We start from the raw sequence: 17,430 nt of genomic DNA, 5'->3' as shown, positions 1-17,430 counted from the left end.
TGCGACACGCCTCGTGAATCCTCTCACCGCAAGAATCCGCTCGCTCGAGGCCGTGGCGCGCCGCCTCGATCCCCAGGATGCTGAACGCGCGGCGCTCCTGCAACCAGTGGTGGACTACGGGAACCGTTTTCTCGATGGCATTGCCACGCGCCCGATGTTTGTTGAACCGGCCACGGGAGCCACCTCGGCACTCGACGCGCCATTTCTCGAAGGCCCGTCCGCGATCGGCGACCTGCTGCACATCGTTGACACGGAGGTCGATACCCCTGGCCTCAATCCCGCCAGCGCCGGCCATCTCGGGTACATTCCCGGCGGCGGCTTGTTCCACTCGGCACTGGGCGATTTCCTCGCCGCCGTCACGAATCGGTACTCCGGTGTCTTCTTCGCGTCGCCCGGCGCGGTGCGCATGGAGAACCGGCTGCTGCGATGGATGGGCGACCTCGTCGGCTATCCCTCAACCGCGGTCGGCAATCTGACGTCTGGCGGCAGCATCGGCAACCTGATCGGCGTCGTCTCGGCCAGAGACGCGCAGGGCATCTCGTCGAAAATGATCGAACGCGCCCCGATCTACCTGACGCGCCACGTCCACCATTCCGTCGACAAGGCCCTCAGGATCGCGGGCCTCGACGAATGCCCGATTCGCCATGTCCCCATGGATGGGCGCTACCGGATGGACGCCGACGCGCTCGAGCGCCTGGTCGTCGCCGACATTGCGGCGGGCTTGCGGCCGTGGCTCGTGGTGGCGTCAGCGGGCAGCACGGATGTGGGCGCGGTCGATCCCATGGCGGCCATCGCCGATATCGCCGCGCGGCACGGCTTGTGGTTCCACCTCGACGCCGCGTACGGCGGCTTCTTCGCGCTCTGCGACGAGGGCCGGCGCATCCTGGCGGGCATGGATCGATCGGATTCAATCGTGATGGATCCCCACAAGGGACTGTTCCTGCCGTACGGCACCGGCGCCGTGCTCGTGAAGAACCGGAAAGCCGTGCTCCACGCGCATCGCTACGACGCGCACTACATGCAGGACACCTTCGACCCCCGCAATGAAGACTCGCCGGCGGACCTGTCACCCGAACTGTCGAAGCACTTCCGCGGCCTGCGCGTGTGGATGCCCCTGAAGGTGTGCGGGCTGGCGCCGTTTCGAGCGGCCCTTGAAGAAAAGCTGCTGCTCGCGCGCTACTTCCACGACGCGATTCAGGCCGTGCCCGGGTTCGAAGTGGGCCCGGCGCCGGAGTTGTCGGTCTGCACGTTCCGCTACGTGCCGAAGACGGGCGACGCGGACGCGTTCAACGCGCGACTGGTACGGGCTATTCGCGAAGACGGCCACGTCTTCCTGTCGTCTTCGCAGATTGATGGCCACTTCATCATCCGACTGGCGGTGCTGGCATTCCGCACGCACCTGGACACGATCGATCTGACAATCGACCTGCTGCGCCGGAAAGCAGCAGCCATCGAATCGGGTCAGGAAGAATCTGCTCATGAACACACCTAGTCGCCTGCGCGCTCACATCCGCCGGCTCACGCCGATCGCCATCGCCGCGATGGCCGTTGCGCCTGCGCCAGGGCTCACGGGTCTTGCCAGTGAGTCAGCCCAGAACCCACCGAGGGCACTGAAGGTGTTCATCTCGGTGGACATGGAGGGCCTGGCCGGCGTGGCCACGTCCACCGACGTCAACGCCACCGGCCGCGACTACGAGCACTTCCGCAAGATCATGGCCGCCGAAACCAATGCCGCCATTGAAGGCGCGTCACGTGCCGGCGCCACCGAGATCGTCGTGCGCGATTCGCACGGCGGAAAGACCAATCTCCTGCCCGGGGATCTCTCCCCGCTGGCGCAACTCATTCGTGGCGCCAGCACCGGCCCCAAAAACATGATGGAAGGGATCGACGCGACCTTCGCAGCGGCGATCTTCATCGGTTACCACGCCAAGGCCGGCACGCCGAACGCGGTGCTCGCCCATACCTCCAATGGCAACGTCGTCGACCTGTCGATCAATGGCGTATCACTGCCCGAGGCAGGCTACAACGCGCTGGTCGCGGGTCTCTACGACGTCCCGGTCGTCTTCGTCGCCGGCGACCGCGCCTTCGTCGAACAGGCGCGTGGACTGCTCGGTCCGGTGGAGGCCGTGGCGACAAAGACCGAAATCGGTGGTGGCGGCATCTCGGGCCTGTCTCCGGCCGAGGCCCAACGCCAGATTCGCGATGGTGTGGCGCGGGCCCTCAGCAACCGCACCAAAATAAAACCCTACAAGCTGACCGCGCCGTACACGATGGTGCTCAAGGTGAAGGTGGACAAACCGCTCTATGGCAACGCGGTGCGCCCCCGGCCGGGGGAATCGGTCTTCGAACACGCCGACCTGCTCGAAATCCTGAACGCGTTCAACGCGATGAAATAGGCTACAGGACCAGGAACGCGTAGGCGATCGACAGTACGGCCAGTCCGATCAGGACGGGCGCCGCCAGCTTCGTGGTCTTTCTCGACCCCAGCCCGTAGGTATACGTGGTCTTGAGCAGGTTGTTGCTGGCGCTGGCAATCACGATCGCCTGCAGGACCTGCGACGACGAAAGTCCCAATTCACCCTGCAGCACCGAGACCACGAACGGTGTAATGTCGGAGAACCCCACCAGGAAGGACATCATGCGGAGTCCCCCTTCCTTGTACGACTCGAGCACAACCCTGGTCGCGAACGAGACAACGACGAACAACACGGCGAACAAGGCCGCGGCGCTCAGTTCCAGCGGGTTGCGCCGCAACTCCGGTTCAGCCGCAGCCTCCACCGTGTGACCGTCGACACGTTCGGCTGACGTGCCGCGGTGCCGCAGCCACCATGCGCCGCCGGCGGTGAGCGCGGCGAACAGCAGCAGGGGCGGCGCCGCCTGAAGCGCCGCAACGGGCAGGAAGATGGCGACCAGCGCCAGAAGCCGCACGTACATCATCGACACCGCCAGCAGGATGGCCTGGGCCGCGGGCTCCTCGGCAGCCGCCGACACCCTCGACTTCCTGGCCAGCACAATGACCGTTGCCGTGCTCGAATACACCCCGCCAACCAGACCCGTGAGCTGCAGGCCCTTGGTCGGGTACGCATACGTCTGGATGACGTAGCCCAGGTACGAAATCGCAGTGGTGACGACAACGGCCAGCCAGATCTGGCGAGGCGTCACGGGGAGTCGTGCGAACACCTGTCCCAACAGCCCTTCATCAAACGACGCCGACGTGATCAGGGGCAACACGACCCCGGCAATGGCCAGGAATGTCGAGGCCGTCACCACCTCTCCGGTCTCCAGGCGGTCGCTCAGTTGGCGGATGCGCCCCTTCGAGTGCAGGACGAAGAGGATCGACACCGCGACCATCACCGAATACCAGCGCGGCGCGTGAATGGCCATCGGGCCGGTGGCGTACGTCAGCAGCGCGATCAACACGCCGATGAGCCCCGGGCTCTTCTTCTGCAGCACCTTGTTCCCGTAGTAGATGAGCAGGAACAACAGCAGGGCCACCAGTCCCACCAGGTAGGCCTCGGCACCGACGACCGGCAGTTCGAACAGCACGAATCCGAGCATTCCGATAAACACGAAGGTGCGCACGGTTCCGAAGGTGTCGAATTTCTGCTCACTCTCGTAGTACTGCCGGAGGCCGATGCCAATCAGGAAGCTGATGGCCATCGTCAGCAGAAACGGGGGCACCAGAGCACTGGTCATCATGCCGGTTCCAGGCCCACGACACGTTTGGCCGCCTTGAGGTAGTTCACGTTGGGGCGATCGGCGAGACCCAGCCCCTCAATCACACCGCGCATCGCGGCGTAATTGTCGCTCTCCACACACGCCGACTCCACCATGGCCCCGTTGAACCAGACCTGGGCGTACTCGCAGATGACCCCATCGATGGTGAAGCCGTACCGCATCTTCTCAACGTCCACGGCCGCGAGATCGGGATGCTCGCGCGTGGCACCGATGAAGTCGTCTATCGTCCACGAGGCGCGGCTCCCGGGCAGATCCGCGCGCAAGTGCGCGAGAATGGCCGACAGTTCGTCCGCGCCCACCGGGAACTGGAACTTCCCGCGCGGCTGGAAGATCTCGTACCCTTCCGGTGTCTCTCCCACCTTCACTTTGATGTCGAGCAGGCCGTCGCGCACCTTGACGTTGGCGTCGTTGGTTAATCGAGACAGGAAATAGGTTTCACGCGGCATCTTCCGCGCCTGAAACAACACGGTCTTTCCATTCCACATCCTGGCCTTGACGGCCTCAATGACATCCTGGCCAAAGACGCGGAACTCCGCTCGGGGCACGATGCGCGCGGCCTCGGCGGCAGACGTCGCGACGTTGGGCATGACGGGTTGGGACATGGCGGACTCCAGTTCAGGCGTTCGGGCCGGGGCGGGCCGCCCGGCTCGACACGAGGTCACGAAATGAGAAGAGATAGGCCAGCGACAGCAGGACGCCGACAATGAGCCACGTCCAGGACCTGCGCGCCGACGTCAGCTCGATCTGCATCGACGCCGAGTCGCCCTGGGCCAGCGCAGCCACATCAAGCCTTGCCGTCTGGGCGCCGTCGCGGCCGCCCAGTTGCACGCGCGGACCGGCCTCGGTCGCGCGCAGTTTCGGCAGGGCTTCGGACACGGCATGGGCGCGCAACTCACGGGGGAAAAGCACTTCAACGTCGTACCGGCCAACGGGTGCGGATTCCGTGTTGACGAAGGTGTGCTTGAACAGGCGGACGCCCTCGGGCAGCGTCGGGCGCTCGCCCTCCGCAACGACGGGCGCGGGCATGAGTGCGGGCGCGCGGAACTCGATCGCCAGGGTCACGGGTCCCGTCGTGGCCGCAGGCATTGTCACCAGCAGCGCCGACTGCTTGCCCGCACGCGACGCAATGACCGTGCTCCCGGCCGGCGCGTTCGTGATCACCACATCGGTGATGTTGGCCACCCCGACAGGCACACGAACGGCTGGCGCGCCGCCGGCGAGCGTCAACGTCAGCGTCCCGGCTCCGTCTCCCGCTGAGTCCACGCGCAACACCAGGCTGTAGGACCGGATCTCCGCGCCCGCGACCCCGGCCGCAGCACAGACCAGCACGACGACCGCCGCCAGACGCCTCATCGCGCCACCGCCCAGAACGACGGCGTCAACCCGATCCAATGGAACCAGGTCGCGCCGGAAATGACGAGCAGGATGACGCCGACCGTGCAGGTGACCATCCCATACCGGAAGTTCTCCATGACCGAATACTGGTTGGTCGAAAACAGGATCACATTCGGCTTGCCGCTGATGGGCAATCCCACCACCCAGTCGATGCACAACGCGGCCGGAAGTGCGAGTGACACAGGATTCCAGCCCAGCGTTTTCGCGACCGTGATGATGATCGGAATCATGATCATGGTGCGCACGGTCTTTGAGGTCGTCAGTAGATGGCTGTACATCATCACCGCGATGATCACGGTGTAGGTGACGCCAAAAGGCACGCCCTCAAGCGGCACTCCCACAAACAACTTGCGCACCGCCCACTCGGCCGCGCCCGTGCCATCCAGAGCGAGGCCGCCTGCATACGCGCCCGCGCTGAAGATCAACAGGTGCCAGGGAATGTCGGCTTCAGACCACTGAAGGACGCCCCATCGCGGAAACAGCACAATGATCGCCCCGAGCAACGCCGCGAACGGTGCGCTGATCTCCACGCCGAACCACCGCATGTGGAAGATGTCTGTCATCCAGAGGAACAGGACCAGGCCGAAAATGGCGAGGGCCTTCTTTTCTGCAAACGAGAGCGGCCCCATCTCGGCGTGCCTGGCCTTGATCATGTCGAGCCCGCCGGTGAGCCTGGGCGTGCGTTCCGCGACGGGGATCCTGAAAATGGCCACCTGACCGGCCACCCACATGATCAGCATCGTCACGATCGCGATGGGCGCACCCACGCGCACCCAGTCCATGTAATAGAGCCGGTGCTCACCCATGGTCTGAATGAAGCCAACCGCAATCAGGTTCGCCGAGCTGCCGGTCATGGTCATTGACGACAGCACCGAAATGCCGGCCAGGTTCAACAGCATCAGGTTCTTGCCGAACGCGTTGGGCGACTCCTCGGTCGAACCGTAGATCGCCGCCACCACCAGCATCAGCGGCAGTGTCATGACGGCGCGGGCCGCCGTGGCCGGGATCAGCGGCGCCAGCACCAATTGCAGCAGGAGGAATGCGAGCAGCGCGCGGGTCGCACGATCGCCGAATCGCATGACCAGCGAAAGCGCCATGCGGCGGGCCAGCCGGGTCTTGACGAGCATGGCACTGAGGATGAACGCCAGCAGGTTCAGCCAGATGACCTCCATGCCCAGCACGTCCATGATGGCCTTCGGTGCCGAGGTGCGGGTCACCAGCAGCAGGAACATCAAGGCCAGCGACGTCACATAGGTCGGAAACGGTTCGGTCACCCACCAGATCAGGGCCAGGACAAAACAGGCGGCCCCGGCCTGGCCGGCTGCTGTGAGGCTGGCCTCCGCCGGCAGGTAATACAGCACCAGGAACGCCGCGATCCCGGCCGGGAACCCCAGGTACCGCATCCACCGCTCCGCCGGCCCCTGCGCTTCCCTCCCCTTGGAGGACAGCGTCATCCTCTCCATCTCGAGGAGTGCGGTGAGCCGTTCATTGCCGGCTGCGATCGCGGTTGGTGTGCTCGCGGCTGCCGTCATACGTCGCCTATCGCCAGGTCTTGAACGGGTGTTTGAGCAGATTGGAATTGAAGTACCGCGGGTCGGCCGACACGTCCTCACCCACCCACGGCGGCAGGGTCAGCGCCTCATGTTCGGACGCCAGTTCCACTTCCGCCACGATCAACCCGTCGTTCTGGCCGTGGAAAACGTCAATCTCCCACCGGTGTCCGCCGAACCGCTCGAGGTACCGGTGCTTGTCGATGAGGGGCTGCTCACACAGGTGATCCAACAGGACGGCGGCATCCTCCACCGGGATGGGGTACTCGAACTCCAACCGCGAAATGCCGGTGGTCTGGCCCTTGATGGTCAGCTTGGCCTTGTGGCCCTCGATCCGGACGCGGACCACGCGTTCCTTCTGCGCGTTCAGATAACCCTGCTTGAAGTGTGTGCCCTCGTCCCTGGGTGTCCACGCGTCTTTCCTGACGAGAAACTTCCGTTCGATTTCCTGTGCCATGGCCTGGTATCCCTGAAAAACAGACACCCGGGCCGGCGCGACCGGTATAGTCGTCGCCCGCCCGGGTCAGGTGTGCTGTCAGAACGCGATCTGATACCGCACGGCGAACGTCATGAATTTGTCGCCGACGATGGAGGTCTGCGAAGTGCTGGTGCCGGTCGGCAGCGGGGCCCAGTCCTTGCCGGGCTTCGCGTTGTCATTGTTGTCGACCTGTGTCACGTTGAACATCAGTTTGTGGTTCGCGTTCATGAACCACGTCAAACCGCCCGTGATGTTCTTGGCGGCGCCACCCTTGATGGGATCCACGGTCGTGACATCGTCCAGGTCGATCGTGCTGTAGCGGACGCCGAGTTCCACGGCGCCGCGCTTGCGTGTGGGCACGATTCGCATGAATTCACCCTCGGAGACCGAGTAGGGCCGGCGCTCACCGGTCAGGAAGAACGTGACCTGACCGTAGTAGCCGCTGAACTCGTGGTCGGCATACGCAGCCACGGTCGTCGCGACACGGTTCACCTTCGTCATCTGGTACTCGCCCTGGAACGTCATCGGGCCGGCGACGCCTGCCACCTCCGCACCGTACTGCTGGAAGTTGTCCACGTACTTCATGTCGCCGGTGCTCACAAACTTCGCCCGGCTGACATGCGTTTCGGCGCGCGAGTCGAGCTTGACGATCTTGCTCGCATTCAGGCGATCGGGCAGGTCGGCACCCGATGTCGCAATCTTGGCGACCTCGGCCTGACGGTAGGCCGCGGCCGCGCCGAAGTGCAGGATCCTGCCCTTCTCATTGAGCGGTGCCACGGTGAGACGCCCGATCACGCTCCATCGCTGGCTCGTGCCCGCGCCGCCGCCCGTGAGGCTGTCCTTGTCGTTAAACGCGCCAGCGGCCTCGCCGTACACGCCGCCCGAGACCTGGAAGTGCCGTCCCCAGTGGCTCACGTTGAGACCCATGAGGCGATCGGGCGCCCATGAATCGATGTACGGACGCTCGATGAACGTGATGTTCTTGGATGAGGTCAGCGATTCGAGGCCGAACGGCGATTTGTGGTTGCCGGCCTTGATGAGGGTGTTCGAGAAGCCGGCGTATCCCATCCACACGTCTTTCATTTCGATCAGGTTGTCGGCAAAGTCGAGATCGATCTCCGCCAGCCAGTCGGTGAACAGTGTGGTCTTTACACCGATCCGAGCGCGGCGAACCTCAAACCCCGTCGGCAGGCGATTCTCCGAGCCACGGTACATCGCGAAGTCAAGATTCGCGCGGCCATCGAGCCAGTACTTGAACGCGCCATCGGCGCTCGACGCCACAAGATAGCCGTTGTCGTAGAACCCGGCGAGGGCCACCGGGTCAAGCGTCCGTTCCTGATCCTCGTTGTTCATGAGCTTCGAAGCCGGCAGGGCTTTCTCTTTGAGAAGCTGCTCGATCTTCATCTCGAGTTCGCGAATCCTGCGCTCGAGGGCAGCCGGATCCTGAGCGGCTGGGAGCGCCGGCGAAGCCGTGCCGGAACCGGGCAGCAGCGCCGCCAGCTGCTGCTCAAGCGCCGCAATCCGCGCAGTGGCATCGTTTGCGGTCTGCCCAAACGCCGGTGTCGCCAAAAGCGCAACCACAACGGCGCTTGCGAGGAACGTAACCAGGGACTTCATGACATGCCTCCGTAAGTAGGTAGGACGGACGAGCGCCGAAAACACGGCACTCATCCACACGTGCTTGAGAAAGCCATGCCATTCGAAATGTGGGAAAATCGGCCTATTTCTGGTGTCTTGAAGGCGAATAACCGATCGTCGGCAGCCGGCTGCGAACTTTCACGCACCCAGAAAACGAGGATTCGCGCCCTCTGGACAGGAGGTTGACCGCCGCCTGCGGCGAATGTCGGGCGCTGGTTCGGCTGTGCCTCAGTTCGCGAACGCGGGGATGCCCGTCTGTGCGCGGCCGAGGATCAGGGCATGGATGTCGTGCGTGCCCTCGTACGTGTTCACCACTTCCAGGTTGACCAGGTGGCGGATGACGCCAAATTCGTCCGTGATGCCGTTGCCACCCATCATGTCGCGGGCCATGCGCGCGATGTCGAGCGCCTTGCCGCACGAGTTGCGCTTGAGCAGCGACGTGATCTCCACCGACGCAATGCCCTCTTCCTTCATCCGGCCCAGCCGCAGGCAACCCTGCAGTCCAAGCGCGATCTCGGTTTGCATGTCAGCGAGCTTCTTCTGAATCAGCTGATTGGCGGCAAGCGGGCGACCGAACTGCTTGCGCTCCATCACATAGGCGCGCGATCGCAGCCAGCAATCTTCCGCAGCGCCCAGCGCACCCCAGGCGATGCCGTATCGCGCGCTGTTCAAACACGTGAATGGCCCCTTCAGGCCTTTGACATCCGGGAAGGCGTTCTCCTCGGGACAAAACACCGCGTCCATCACAATTTCGCCGGTGATGCTCGTGCGCAACCCGACCTTGCCGTGAATGGGCGGAGCGCTCAGGCCCTTCATCCCCTTTTCAAGCACAAAGCCACGAATCTCTCCCTCATCGTCTTTCGCCCAGATGATGAAGACGTCGGCGATGGGGCTGTTGGTGATCCAGGACTTGGTGCCGGTGATCTGATAGCCGCCGTCCACGCGCGTCGCGCGGGTGGTCATGCCGCCCGGATCGGAGCCATGGTTCGGCTCGGTCAGGCCGAAACACCCGATCCATTCGCCGGTGGCGAGTTTCGGCAGGAACTTCTGCTTCTGCGCCTCGGTGCCGAACTCATTGATGGGCACCATCACCAGTGATCCCTGCACGCTCATCATCGACCGGAATCCCGAGTCGATGCGTTCGACCTCGCGCGCCACAAGTCCATAGGCCACGTAGCCCAGCCCGGCGCCGCCGTACTCTTCGGGAATGACGATGCCGAGCATGTCGAGGGCACCGAACTCGCGGAAGATGCGCTCGTCAACGCCTTCGTGGCGGAACATTTCGAGCACACGCGGCGCCAGTTTGTCGGTGCAATAGGCGCGGGCGGTCTCGCGGATCATCCGCTCGTCCTCGGTCAGTTGCTGGTCGAGGAGGAACGGGTCGCTCCAGTCAAAGCGGGCTTTGGTCTTGGTGGGTGTGGCCATACGGATGCTCCCGCCATGATGCCACGAAGCGACTCAGCCCAGCAGGATGGGCGGCATCGGGCAGCTCATGGCGGCTGAGACGGCGCGCAGGAGCTCGGCCTCGGCGGCAGTCGCCTGCCGATCGGCGGCAATACACGCCACGGCGGCTTCCAGAATCTTCCGCTTGACCTGCGGCGCCGCCTGGTCAAGCTCAGCGAGCACGCCGTCGAGTTCGGCCAGGCCGCAGTCCTTCCTGGTCAGGATGTGCGCGCCCTCAATCGCCAGCACCGTCATGGCCTGGCCAAACGCAGCGGCCGCGGCCTGTTCGTCGCGCTGCCCCACGTACGCAAGCGTGGACATCAGCAGTTCGCACTGCGCGCGTACCGACGCGACCGACTGGTACGAAACGCCGGCCGGCCCGCCCCTGCCCAAGACTGTCTCGATATCCCTCAACAGAATGCGATGCAGCGACCATTCGAACAGGTTGATCCGGCTATCGGCCTCAATCAGGGTGACGACGTTGCGGTCGAATGCGGCGCGTTGCACCGGAATGAGGGCACGCAGCGACGGCAGCGCAATCTCGACCAGCGGCAGCCGCATCTTCGGCTGCAGCCGTTCGAGCAGCGGGGCCAGCCTCCGCGTTTCTTCGAACACACCGGTATCTGCGTCGGTCTTGAGATGCGCCAATTGCTGCTGTCGGATTGCCGGTTGGGAATCAAGCAGCAGGCCATACACGACGGCCCTGGCGCCGTACGTCCCTCGAGCAGCGGCTCCCAGGTCTGGCGGGAGGCTCTCGATCAATTCCGCGGCATGACGAAGGTGAGCAGGGCCTGGCTGCCCGATGCTGTCACCGCCGCACCGGCGAACTGGGGCACCTGGGGAATGACGAGGACCTGGGGAACCGGGGAACTGCGCACTGGGGAGCACGGCGACCGGCCGGGACGTTCTCAGGGAACTCGCCATTCCACGAGGGGTCGATGCGACGGATGCGCTCTTCGAGCGGTGGATGCGTGGCGAACAGCGAGGTAAATCCCGAGGTGGCCTCGCCGAAGAACATGTGGCTGGCCAGTGGTGCATTCGGATTCTGGATCGACGCGCCCTTGACGAACCCGCCGATCTTCTTGAGCGCGCCCGCAATGCCGTCAGGCTGCCGCGTGAATTGCACCGCCGACGCATCCGCCAGGAATTCGCGCTGGCGGCTCACCGCCGCCTTGATCAAGTTGCCGAAAAACGTCCCGGCAAAGCCGATCACCGCCAGGCCCGCGCCAATGGCCAGGATGGGCAGGCCGTCCTTGCCGTCCTTGGAACGCCGCCCGCCCCCGCTGTAGAACGACATCCGCAGGATGAAGTAGCCGAGCATGCCGATGATCAGGATGCCGTGCAGCAGTCCCATCAGTCGCAAATTCAGCCGCATGTCGCCATTGAGGATGTGGCTGAACTCGTGCGCAATCACGCCCTGCAGCTCGTCGCGATCCAGTCGCGTGGCCGTGCCGCGCGTGACGCCGATCACGGCATCCTGCGGCGAGAACCCCGCGGCGAATGCATTGATGCCGTCCTCCTGGTCCATCAGGTAGACCGGAGGCGTTGGCGTCCCGGAGGCCAGCGCCATCTCCTCCACCACGTTCAACAGCCGCTGTTCAACCAGGTCGGCCGTACCGGCGGTGAGCAACCGTCCGCCCAGTTGCTCGGCCACCACATGCCCGCCGGCTCGCAACTCCGCGATCTTGTACAGGCTTCCACCGCCCACCACGATCAGGGTGCCGACGGCTGACACCAGCAACAGGCGCAGGTCAGTGACCGCCGCCCAGTTGATGGCTCCCGTGTCCGGATCCCTGCCGAGGTATCCCGTCGTGGCCGCGAGCAGGACCTCGATCGACAGGATGATGGCGAGCACCGCCAGCGCAAACAGCACAATCAGCCGCGTGGTGCTGCGCCGCGCGACGTCCTGCTGCTGGAAAAAGTCTGTAGCCACCGATGCCGCTTAGAACGCGACCTTGGGAGCTTCCGCGATTGCCGCGCTATCGAATTCAAGCAGGCTGGCGTCCGCGCCGTGCCCGAACATCCCCGCGAAAATGACCGGAGGGAAAGTCTGCTTGTACGTGTTGTACTCGGTGACCGCGTCGTTAAACGCCTGACGCGAGAACGCCACCTTGTTCTCGGTGGACCGCAACTCCTCGCTGAGCTGCATCATGTTCTGGTTGGCCTTGAGGTCCGGGTAGGCCTCTGCCAGTGCAAACAGCCGCCCGAGCGTTCCGCTCAACGCGCCTTCCGCAGAGGCCAGCCCTTGCATCGCCGCGGCATCACCAGGGTTCTGGGCCGCCTTCTGCAGCCCACCGGCCGCCATGTTCCTGGCGGTGATGACGGCTTCAAGCGTTTCGCGCTCGTGCTTCATGTAGCCCTTGGCCACCTCAACCATGTTCGGGATGAGGTCATACCGCCGCTTGAGCTGCACTTCGATCTGGGCAAACCCGTTTTTGTAGCGGTTCTTCAGCAGCACGAGTTTGTTGAAGACCCCGGCCAGCCATGCGGCGAGGATGACGACGACGCCGACGACGACCAGGACCGTGACGACGAATGTGCTCATGAGCAGAGGCCTCCGTGATCCATGATACCGGAGTTACGATACGACCCCACCCGGAGGTTCCCATGTTGCAGGAGTTCAAGAAGTTCGCGATGCAAGGCAATGTCATGGACATGGCTGTGGGCATCATCATCGGCGTCGCCTTTGGCGCCATCGTCGCCAGCTTTGTCGGCGACATCCTGATGCCGGTGATCGGGCTGATGGCCGGTGGCGTGGACTTCGCCAACCACTTCGTGGTGCTCAAGGAGGGCACGCCCCCCGGTCCCTACGCCACACTGGCGGCCGTCAAAGCCGCGGGCGGCGTGGCGCTGGCCTACGGTGTGCTCATCAATGCGGTGGTCAACTTCCTGATCGTGGCCTTTGCCCTGTTCCTGCTCGTCAAGGCGATGAACTCGGCCAGGCGCGCGGAAGCCGCGGCACCAGCGCCACCGGCACCGCCCTCACGTGAGGAAGTGCTGCTGACCGAAATTCGCGACCTGCTGGCACGCCGCTAGTGTCTGACGTCCTCCTGACGCTCGGTATCAGCCTCCTCATCCAGGCGGTGTTCTTCGCCTTCGCGGCTACGTTTCGCACCGACAAGGTGACCGACCTGTCGTACGGTCTGACGTTCATCGTGATTGCCGCCCTCCTGCTGGCACGAGGGAACCCGGCGCATTTTCCGCAACTGGCGCTGGCCACGATGGTCATCGTCTGGGGCGTGCGGTTGGCGGGTTACCTGTTGGTGCGGATCGTCCACATGGGGCGCGATGCGCGTTTCGACGGCATTCGCGAACAGTTCTGGCCGTTCTTCAAGTTCTGGCTCGGCCAGGGCATCGCTGTGTGGGTGATCATGCTGCCGGTCACGATCTGGTTCGCGTCGCCAGGCGACTGGACACCATGGATGTCGCTGGGCGCCGCAATTTGGGCCGCGGGGCTCTTGATCGAGACCGTGGCTGACGCGCAGAAGTTCATCGCCAAGCGCCAGCCTGGCGGTGACCGTCGCTGGATGTCCACCGGACTGTGGAAGTACAGCCGGCACCCCAACTACTTCGGTGAGTTGTTGTGCTGGTGGGGCGTGTTTGTGTTTGTTGCGGGCAGCTACACCGGCTGGCAATGGGCCGGTGTGCTCGGCCCGGTGTCGATCACGTGGATCCTCCTGAACGTCACCGGCATTCCGACGCTCGAAGCGAGTGCGCAGAAAAAGTGGGGTGACAACCCCGAGTATCTGGCGCACGTTCGCCGCACCAGCCGCCTGGTGCTTTGGCCGCGGAGGGCCGTGTGATGCGTTTCAAACTTCCCCATCCCTTTATCCTGCTGCTGTCAGGCGTGGCCGTGGCTGCGGCGATGACGTGGGTCGTTCCCGCTGGGCAGTACGAACGTCGTGCCGATGCGGCCACCGGCCGCGACCTGGTGGTGCCCGGCAGTTACGCACGCGTGGCGCAGACTCCCGTTGGCCCGATGGCGGCATTGCTCGCGGTGCCCCGCGGCATCATCGCCGGCGCCGACGTCATCGTCGTCATCCTGCTGGTCGGCGGGGCCTTTGCCCTGCTCGACGCCACCGGTGCGCTCGGGCGACTGGTGGGAGCACTTGTCGGAGGTACGCCACGGCCACGCTTGATCGTGGTGGCGATCAGTGTCGTGTTCGCGACCCTTGGGGCGCTCGAAAACATGCACGAGGAAATCGTCGCGTTGATTCCGGTGATCCTGGTGCTGAGCCGAGGCATTGGTTTTGGTGCCGTCACCGCGCTTGCGATGAGCCTCGGCGCGGCGGCGGTTGGCTCGGCGTTCGGACCGACGAACCCGTTTCAGACAGGCATCGCGTTGCGATTCGCCGAGATGCCGCCGCTGAGCCAGCCTGCACTGCGCTTCGGCCTGCTGGCCGCTGCCGTGGCCGTGTGGATCGCCTGGACGCTCGCCATGACGTCACGCGACGACGTGCGCCCGGATGTCGCCGCCCCGGCGCCGGGCCGCGCCACGGCGCGCGACGGTCTGCTCCTGGCCATCGCGCTCGCGCCGTTTGTGCCATACGTCTACGGCGTGCTGAAGCTCGACTGGGGCTTCAACGAATTGTCCGGGCTCTTTCTCATCGCGGGCTTTGCTGTGGGTGTGGTCTCGGGCCGGACGCTCTCGGACACCGCCACGGCCTTCCTGAAAGCGATGGAGCCAATGCTGGCCGCCGGGCTGTTCGTCGGTGTGGCGCGCAGCATCAGTGTGGCGCTGACTGATGGGCAGATCCTCGACACCATCCTCTATTCGCTTGCCACGCCCTTGTCACAAGCTCCGGGCATGTTTGCGGCCGCGCTGATGGTGCCGTTCCATGCGCTGCTCCACATTCCGGTGGTGTCGGTCAGCGGCCAGGCGGTGTTGACGATGCCGGTGATGGCGCCGCTGGCGGATCTGGTGGGTGTGTCGCGCGATGCGGCAATCATCGCGTACCAGACCGGCGCCGGCCTGATGGACATGATCACGCCGACCAATGGCGCCGTGCTCGCGATGCTCCTCGGGGCCCAGGTGTCGTACGCGCGCTGGATCCGGTTTGCGATTCCCGGCGCGCTGCTCGTGTCGCTGGTCGGCTTCGCCGGCATCTGGCTCGCGGGGTAGAAATCAAAACGACCTCTGAGGTAATTACCTCAGAGGTCTTACCTCCCGGGCGCGATGTTGAAGCGTTCGACCAGGGGCATGCCGGCTTCGAAATCGAAGAAGGTCACTTCCTTGAGACGGCGCAATGTCCGCTGGTATCCCTGGAAGGCGTTCAGCAGGTTGCTGGCGGTGGTGGACTCGCGCGACAGCGCCTGCATCAGGTCCGAGAGACCGACGTCACCGGAACGGTAACGCGACACGGTCGTCTCGGTCAGTTCGTGCGCCAGCTTCAATGTGTCGAGCATGGTCCTGGAGCGCCGGCCGAAGTCGTCGAGACTGGCCACCAGGTTGCGCACCTCGGTCTCGATCTCAGACAGCGTCTGCTCTTCCGACAGGTTAGCCCGATCGAGCGAGTACTGCTGCGCCTGAATGCGATGTTTGCGCTCACCCCAGTCCCAGATGGGCACGGTGGCGTTCACTTCCACCGTGTAGCTGTTGCTCGGCTCTGACCAGAGGTTTTGAAAGCGCGGGTCCTGCACCTCGCGGCCGTACGTGGCCTCCAGATTCATCCGGAACGCATTGTTGCCTTTGGTCTCGGCCAGCCGGATTTCGTTTTCGCGCGTCGCGATCGTGAGCTGGCGCATGCGAGGCGTCAGCGTGGACGCCAGGCGAATGGCCTCGGTCACATCCACTTTCACGGGTACCACATCCAGGGCTGAACGGACCGTGACCGGCGCGTTGGCCGGCAACTGCAGCCGCTGCTTGATGGTCTGCTCGCGCGTGCGCAGGTTGGACGCCGACTGGTTCTCCGCTTCGCGAGCATTGGCCAGTTCCACCTGCAGCAGATCCAAATCCCCCGCGCGCGCGGGCGCGTTGGCCACCACTTCGCGCACGGCGGCCATGGCCAACGTCAGGTCACGTGCGAACTCGTTGGCGCGGTCGCGCCGGAAGGCGTCGCTGACCAGATCGAAGTAGTCGGTCGCCAGGTCATCAATCGCCGCGATCACATCGCTCTTGTAGCGCAGTTCCGCTTTTTCCAGGTTCAGTTCGGCCTCTTCGAGGTCGTTCTTCATCCGGTTGGGCTGGAAGAGCGGCTGATCGTAGGCGACGAAGTACCGGTTGTAAAACGTGGTGTCGCGTCCGTCGTCGTTCACCTGCGTGTAGCGGTAGACACGGTTGTTCAGCGACAACACGCCGTTGGTGGGATAGCCGAACAGGATCACGGGCTGACGCACGGACAGGTCCATCTGGAACCTGCGCGTGTCTTCGCGCACCAGTTCGTTGCGCTGCAGCACAGAGTTCCATTTGTTGTCGGAGATCGCCTGAAACTGCGGCGCGGCGATATTGAGCGAGACCCGGGATTTCAGGCCGGCCCGCTCGGCGGTCAGCAGGCTGCGCGTACGCTCGACCTCCAATTGCAGGTGACGGACGCGAAAGCTGTCGCGCAACCCGAGCTCCACCATCCGGTCGAGCGTCAGTTCCACCGGCGCCTGTCCGTCCCCTGCGACCACCTGACCTGAGACCTCGGCGGCCATGAGCAGCACCGCCATCGCCATCGCCTGAACGCCCAGCACATGTTTCATCGGCACATTCTAAACCTCGCCGGGTCCGGCTTTTTCCGGCTATGCTCACCACACTCACCAACGGAGGGCCTATGAATCGCGATGACATCAACGCGTTTTTCCTCGAACGGCAGCATGCGTGGACGGCCCGGGATCCCGAGGGACTGGCCGCGGGCCACGCCCTGACCGGTACTATCGACAGTCCGATGTTCGGCAGCCGTCAGGGACGGCCGGCCATCGCCGAGAGCTACAAGCTCTTGTTCACCACATTTCCCGACTGGGACTTCGACGGCGAGCCGTTGGTGATTGATGGCGACCGCGTCGCCCAGCCCTTTACCGCGAGCGCCACACACGTGGGCACATTCATGGGGTTGCCCGGATCGAACCGGCGGTTCAAGATTCAGGGTGTGCGCCTCTTCACCATGGCCGATGGCCTGGTGCAACACGAGCGCCGGATGTATGACTTCACGGGGCTGCTGATCCAGGTCGGCGTGCTGCGGGGGAAGCCGGCGAAAGACTGACGCG

General features: G+C 64.3%; 17 protein-coding genes. 6 read left to right on the top strand and 11 right to left on the bottom strand.

The window, feature by feature from the left end:
* Positions 1–13 precede the first annotated feature (13 nt).
* Both IPL75_06660 and IPL75_06655 read left to right on the top strand, forming a co-directional pair.
* Positions 14–1,492: an amino acid decarboxylase gene (locus IPL75_06660; GenBank protein MBK9239937.1), complete on the top strand. Its 1,479-nt coding sequence runs from the start codon at positions 14–16 to the stop codon at positions 1,490–1,492.
* Entirely contained in the window at positions 1,479–2,396 is a 918-nt protein-coding gene (locus IPL75_06655) for a M55 family metallopeptidase (GenBank protein ID MBK9239936.1), read from the top strand. Before IPL75_06660 ends, IPL75_06655 begins: the two co-directional genes overlap by 14 nt.
* Position 2,397: 1 nt before the next feature.
* Here the strand turns inward: IPL75_06655 and IPL75_06650 are convergent, their stop codons facing one another.
* The 10 genes from IPL75_06650 to IPL75_06605 form a co-directional block, all read right to left on the bottom strand.
* Complete coding sequence (locus IPL75_06650; GenBank protein MBK9239935.1) at positions 2,398–3,699, bottom strand: DUF4010 domain-containing protein; 1,302 nt, start codon at positions 3,697–3,699, stop codon at positions 2,398–2,400.
* A complete protein-coding gene (locus IPL75_06645) occupies positions 3,696–4,340 on the bottom strand; it encodes a hypothetical protein (protein ID MBK9239934.1) in 645 nt (214 codons plus the stop codon). Before IPL75_06645 ends, IPL75_06650 begins: the two co-directional genes overlap by 4 nt.
* 13 nt (positions 4,341–4,353) lie before the next feature.
* Complete coding sequence (locus IPL75_06640) at positions 4,354–5,091, bottom strand: hypothetical protein (protein ID MBK9239933.1); 738 nt, start codon at positions 5,089–5,091, stop codon at positions 4,354–4,356.
* Complete coding sequence (locus tag IPL75_06635) at positions 5,088–6,665, bottom strand: anion permease (GenBank protein ID MBK9239932.1); 1,578 nt, start codon at positions 6,663–6,665, stop codon at positions 5,088–5,090. Before IPL75_06635 ends, IPL75_06640 begins: the two co-directional genes overlap by 4 nt.
* 7 nt (positions 6,666–6,672) lie before the next feature.
* A complete protein-coding gene (locus IPL75_06630) occupies positions 6,673–7,140 on the bottom strand; it encodes a CYTH domain-containing protein (protein ID MBK9239931.1) in 468 nt (155 codons plus the stop codon).
* Positions 7,141–7,218: 78 nt separating this feature from the next.
* Positions 7,219–8,778, bottom strand: a complete 1,560-nt coding sequence (locus IPL75_06625; GenBank protein MBK9239930.1) for a hypothetical protein — start codon at positions 8,776–8,778, stop codon at positions 7,219–7,221.
* 249 nt (positions 8,779–9,027) lie between these two features.
* Complete coding sequence (locus IPL75_06620; protein ID MBK9239929.1) at positions 9,028–10,224, bottom strand: acyl-CoA dehydrogenase; 1,197 nt, start codon at positions 10,222–10,224, stop codon at positions 9,028–9,030.
* Positions 10,225–10,257: 33 nt separating this feature from the next.
* Positions 10,258–11,004, bottom strand: a complete 747-nt coding sequence (locus tag IPL75_06615) for a hypothetical protein (protein MBK9239928.1) — start codon at positions 11,002–11,004, stop codon at positions 10,258–10,260.
* A 46-nt stretch (positions 11,005–11,050) separates the two neighbouring features.
* Positions 11,051–12,175 carry a M48 family metallopeptidase gene (locus IPL75_06610; protein ID MBK9239927.1) on the bottom strand — a complete coding sequence of 375 codons (1,125 nt, stop codon included), beginning with the start codon at positions 12,173–12,175 and terminating at the stop codon, positions 11,051–11,053.
* 9 nt (positions 12,176–12,184) lie between these two features.
* Complete coding sequence (locus IPL75_06605) at positions 12,185–12,787, bottom strand: LemA family protein (GenBank protein ID MBK9239926.1); 603 nt, start codon at positions 12,785–12,787, stop codon at positions 12,185–12,187.
* Between the two features lie 62 nt (positions 12,788–12,849).
* On the opposite strand from IPL75_06605, the gene mscL reads away from it, so the two are divergent.
* From mscL to IPL75_06590, 3 genes are read left to right on the top strand one after another with little or no spacing between them, the layout of a single operon-like run.
* Positions 12,850–13,278 (top strand): large conductance mechanosensitive channel protein MscL, encoded by a 429-nt coding sequence (gene mscL / locus IPL75_06600; GenBank protein ID MBK9239925.1) that lies wholly within the window; start codon positions 12,850–12,852, stop codon positions 13,276–13,278.
* Positions 13,278–14,045 carry a DUF1295 domain-containing protein gene (locus tag IPL75_06595; protein MBK9239924.1) on the top strand — a complete coding sequence of 256 codons (768 nt, stop codon included), beginning with the start codon at positions 13,278–13,280 and terminating at the stop codon, positions 14,043–14,045. Before mscL ends, IPL75_06595 begins: the two co-directional genes overlap by 1 nt.
* The gene (locus IPL75_06590) at positions 14,045–15,364 is read left to right on the top strand and encodes a YfcC family protein (GenBank protein MBK9239923.1); all 1,320 of its coding nucleotides are present in this window, start codon (positions 14,045–14,047) and stop codon (positions 15,362–15,364) included. The genes IPL75_06595 and IPL75_06590 overlap by 1 nt, the downstream gene beginning before the upstream one ends.
* A 38-nt stretch (positions 15,365–15,402) precedes the next feature.
* On the opposite strand, the gene IPL75_06585 is transcribed toward IPL75_06590, so the two are convergent.
* Entirely contained in the window at positions 15,403–16,926 is a 1,524-nt protein-coding gene (locus IPL75_06585) for a TolC family protein (GenBank protein ID MBK9239922.1), read from the bottom strand.
* Between the two features lie 71 nt (positions 16,927–16,997).
* On the opposite strand from IPL75_06585, the gene IPL75_06580 reads away from it, so the two are divergent.
* Positions 16,998–17,426 carry an ester cyclase gene (locus IPL75_06580; protein ID MBK9239921.1) on the top strand — a complete coding sequence of 143 codons (429 nt, stop codon included), beginning with the start codon at positions 16,998–17,000 and terminating at the stop codon, positions 17,424–17,426.
* Positions 17,427–17,430 lie beyond the last annotated feature (4 nt).

Source organism: Acidobacteriota bacterium, assembly GCA_016716905.1.
Lineage (GTDB): Bacteria > Acidobacteriota > Vicinamibacteria > Vicinamibacterales > SCN-69-37 > SYFT01.
Note: the sequence above shows the minus strand (reverse complement) of the source record. Positions and strands in the feature narration are given on the sequence as shown.

What these genes read in the sequence shown, in the direction of transcription:
- IPL75_06605 (MBK9239926.1), bottom strand. Translation starts at nt 12,787, where the DNA reads ATGAGCACATTCGTCGTCACGGTCCTGGTCGTCGTCGGCGTCGTCGTC.
- IPL75_06625 (MBK9239930.1), bottom strand. Translation starts at nt 8,778, where the DNA reads ATGAAGTCCCTGGTTACGTTCCTCGCAAGCGCCGTTGTGGTTGCGCTT.
- IPL75_06640 (MBK9239933.1), bottom strand. Translation starts at nt 5,091, where the DNA reads ATGAGGCGTCTGGCGGCGGTCGTCGTGCTGGTCTGTGCTGCGGCCGGG.
- mscL (MBK9239925.1), top strand. Translation starts at nt 12,850, where the DNA reads ATGTTGCAGGAGTTCAAGAAGTTCGCGATGCAAGGCAATGTCATGGAC.
- IPL75_06635 (MBK9239932.1), bottom strand. Translation starts at nt 6,665, where the DNA reads ATGACGGCAGCCGCGAGCACACCAACCGCGATCGCAGCCGGCAATGAA.
- IPL75_06590 (MBK9239923.1), top strand. Translation starts at nt 14,045, where the DNA reads ATGCGTTTCAAACTTCCCCATCCCTTTATCCTGCTGCTGTCAGGCGTG.
- IPL75_06655 (MBK9239936.1), top strand. Translation starts at nt 1,479, where the DNA reads ATGAACACACCTAGTCGCCTGCGCGCTCACATCCGCCGGCTCACGCCG.
- IPL75_06650 (MBK9239935.1), bottom strand. Translation starts at nt 3,699, where the DNA reads ATGATGACCAGTGCTCTGGTGCCCCCGTTTCTGCTGACGATGGCCATC.
- IPL75_06620 (MBK9239929.1), bottom strand. Translation starts at nt 10,224, where the DNA reads ATGGCCACACCCACCAAGACCAAAGCCCGCTTTGACTGGAGCGACCCG.
- IPL75_06585 (MBK9239922.1), bottom strand. Translation starts at nt 16,926, where the DNA reads ATGAAACATGTGCTGGGCGTTCAGGCGATGGCGATGGCGGTGCTGCTC.
- IPL75_06630 (MBK9239931.1), bottom strand. Translation starts at nt 7,140, where the DNA reads ATGGCACAGGAAATCGAACGGAAGTTTCTCGTCAGGAAAGACGCGTGG.
- IPL75_06580 (MBK9239921.1), top strand. Translation starts at nt 16,998, where the DNA reads ATGAATCGCGATGACATCAACGCGTTTTTCCTCGAACGGCAGCATGCG.
- IPL75_06645 (MBK9239934.1), bottom strand. Translation starts at nt 4,340, where the DNA reads ATGTCCCAACCCGTCATGCCCAACGTCGCGACGTCTGCCGCCGAGGCC.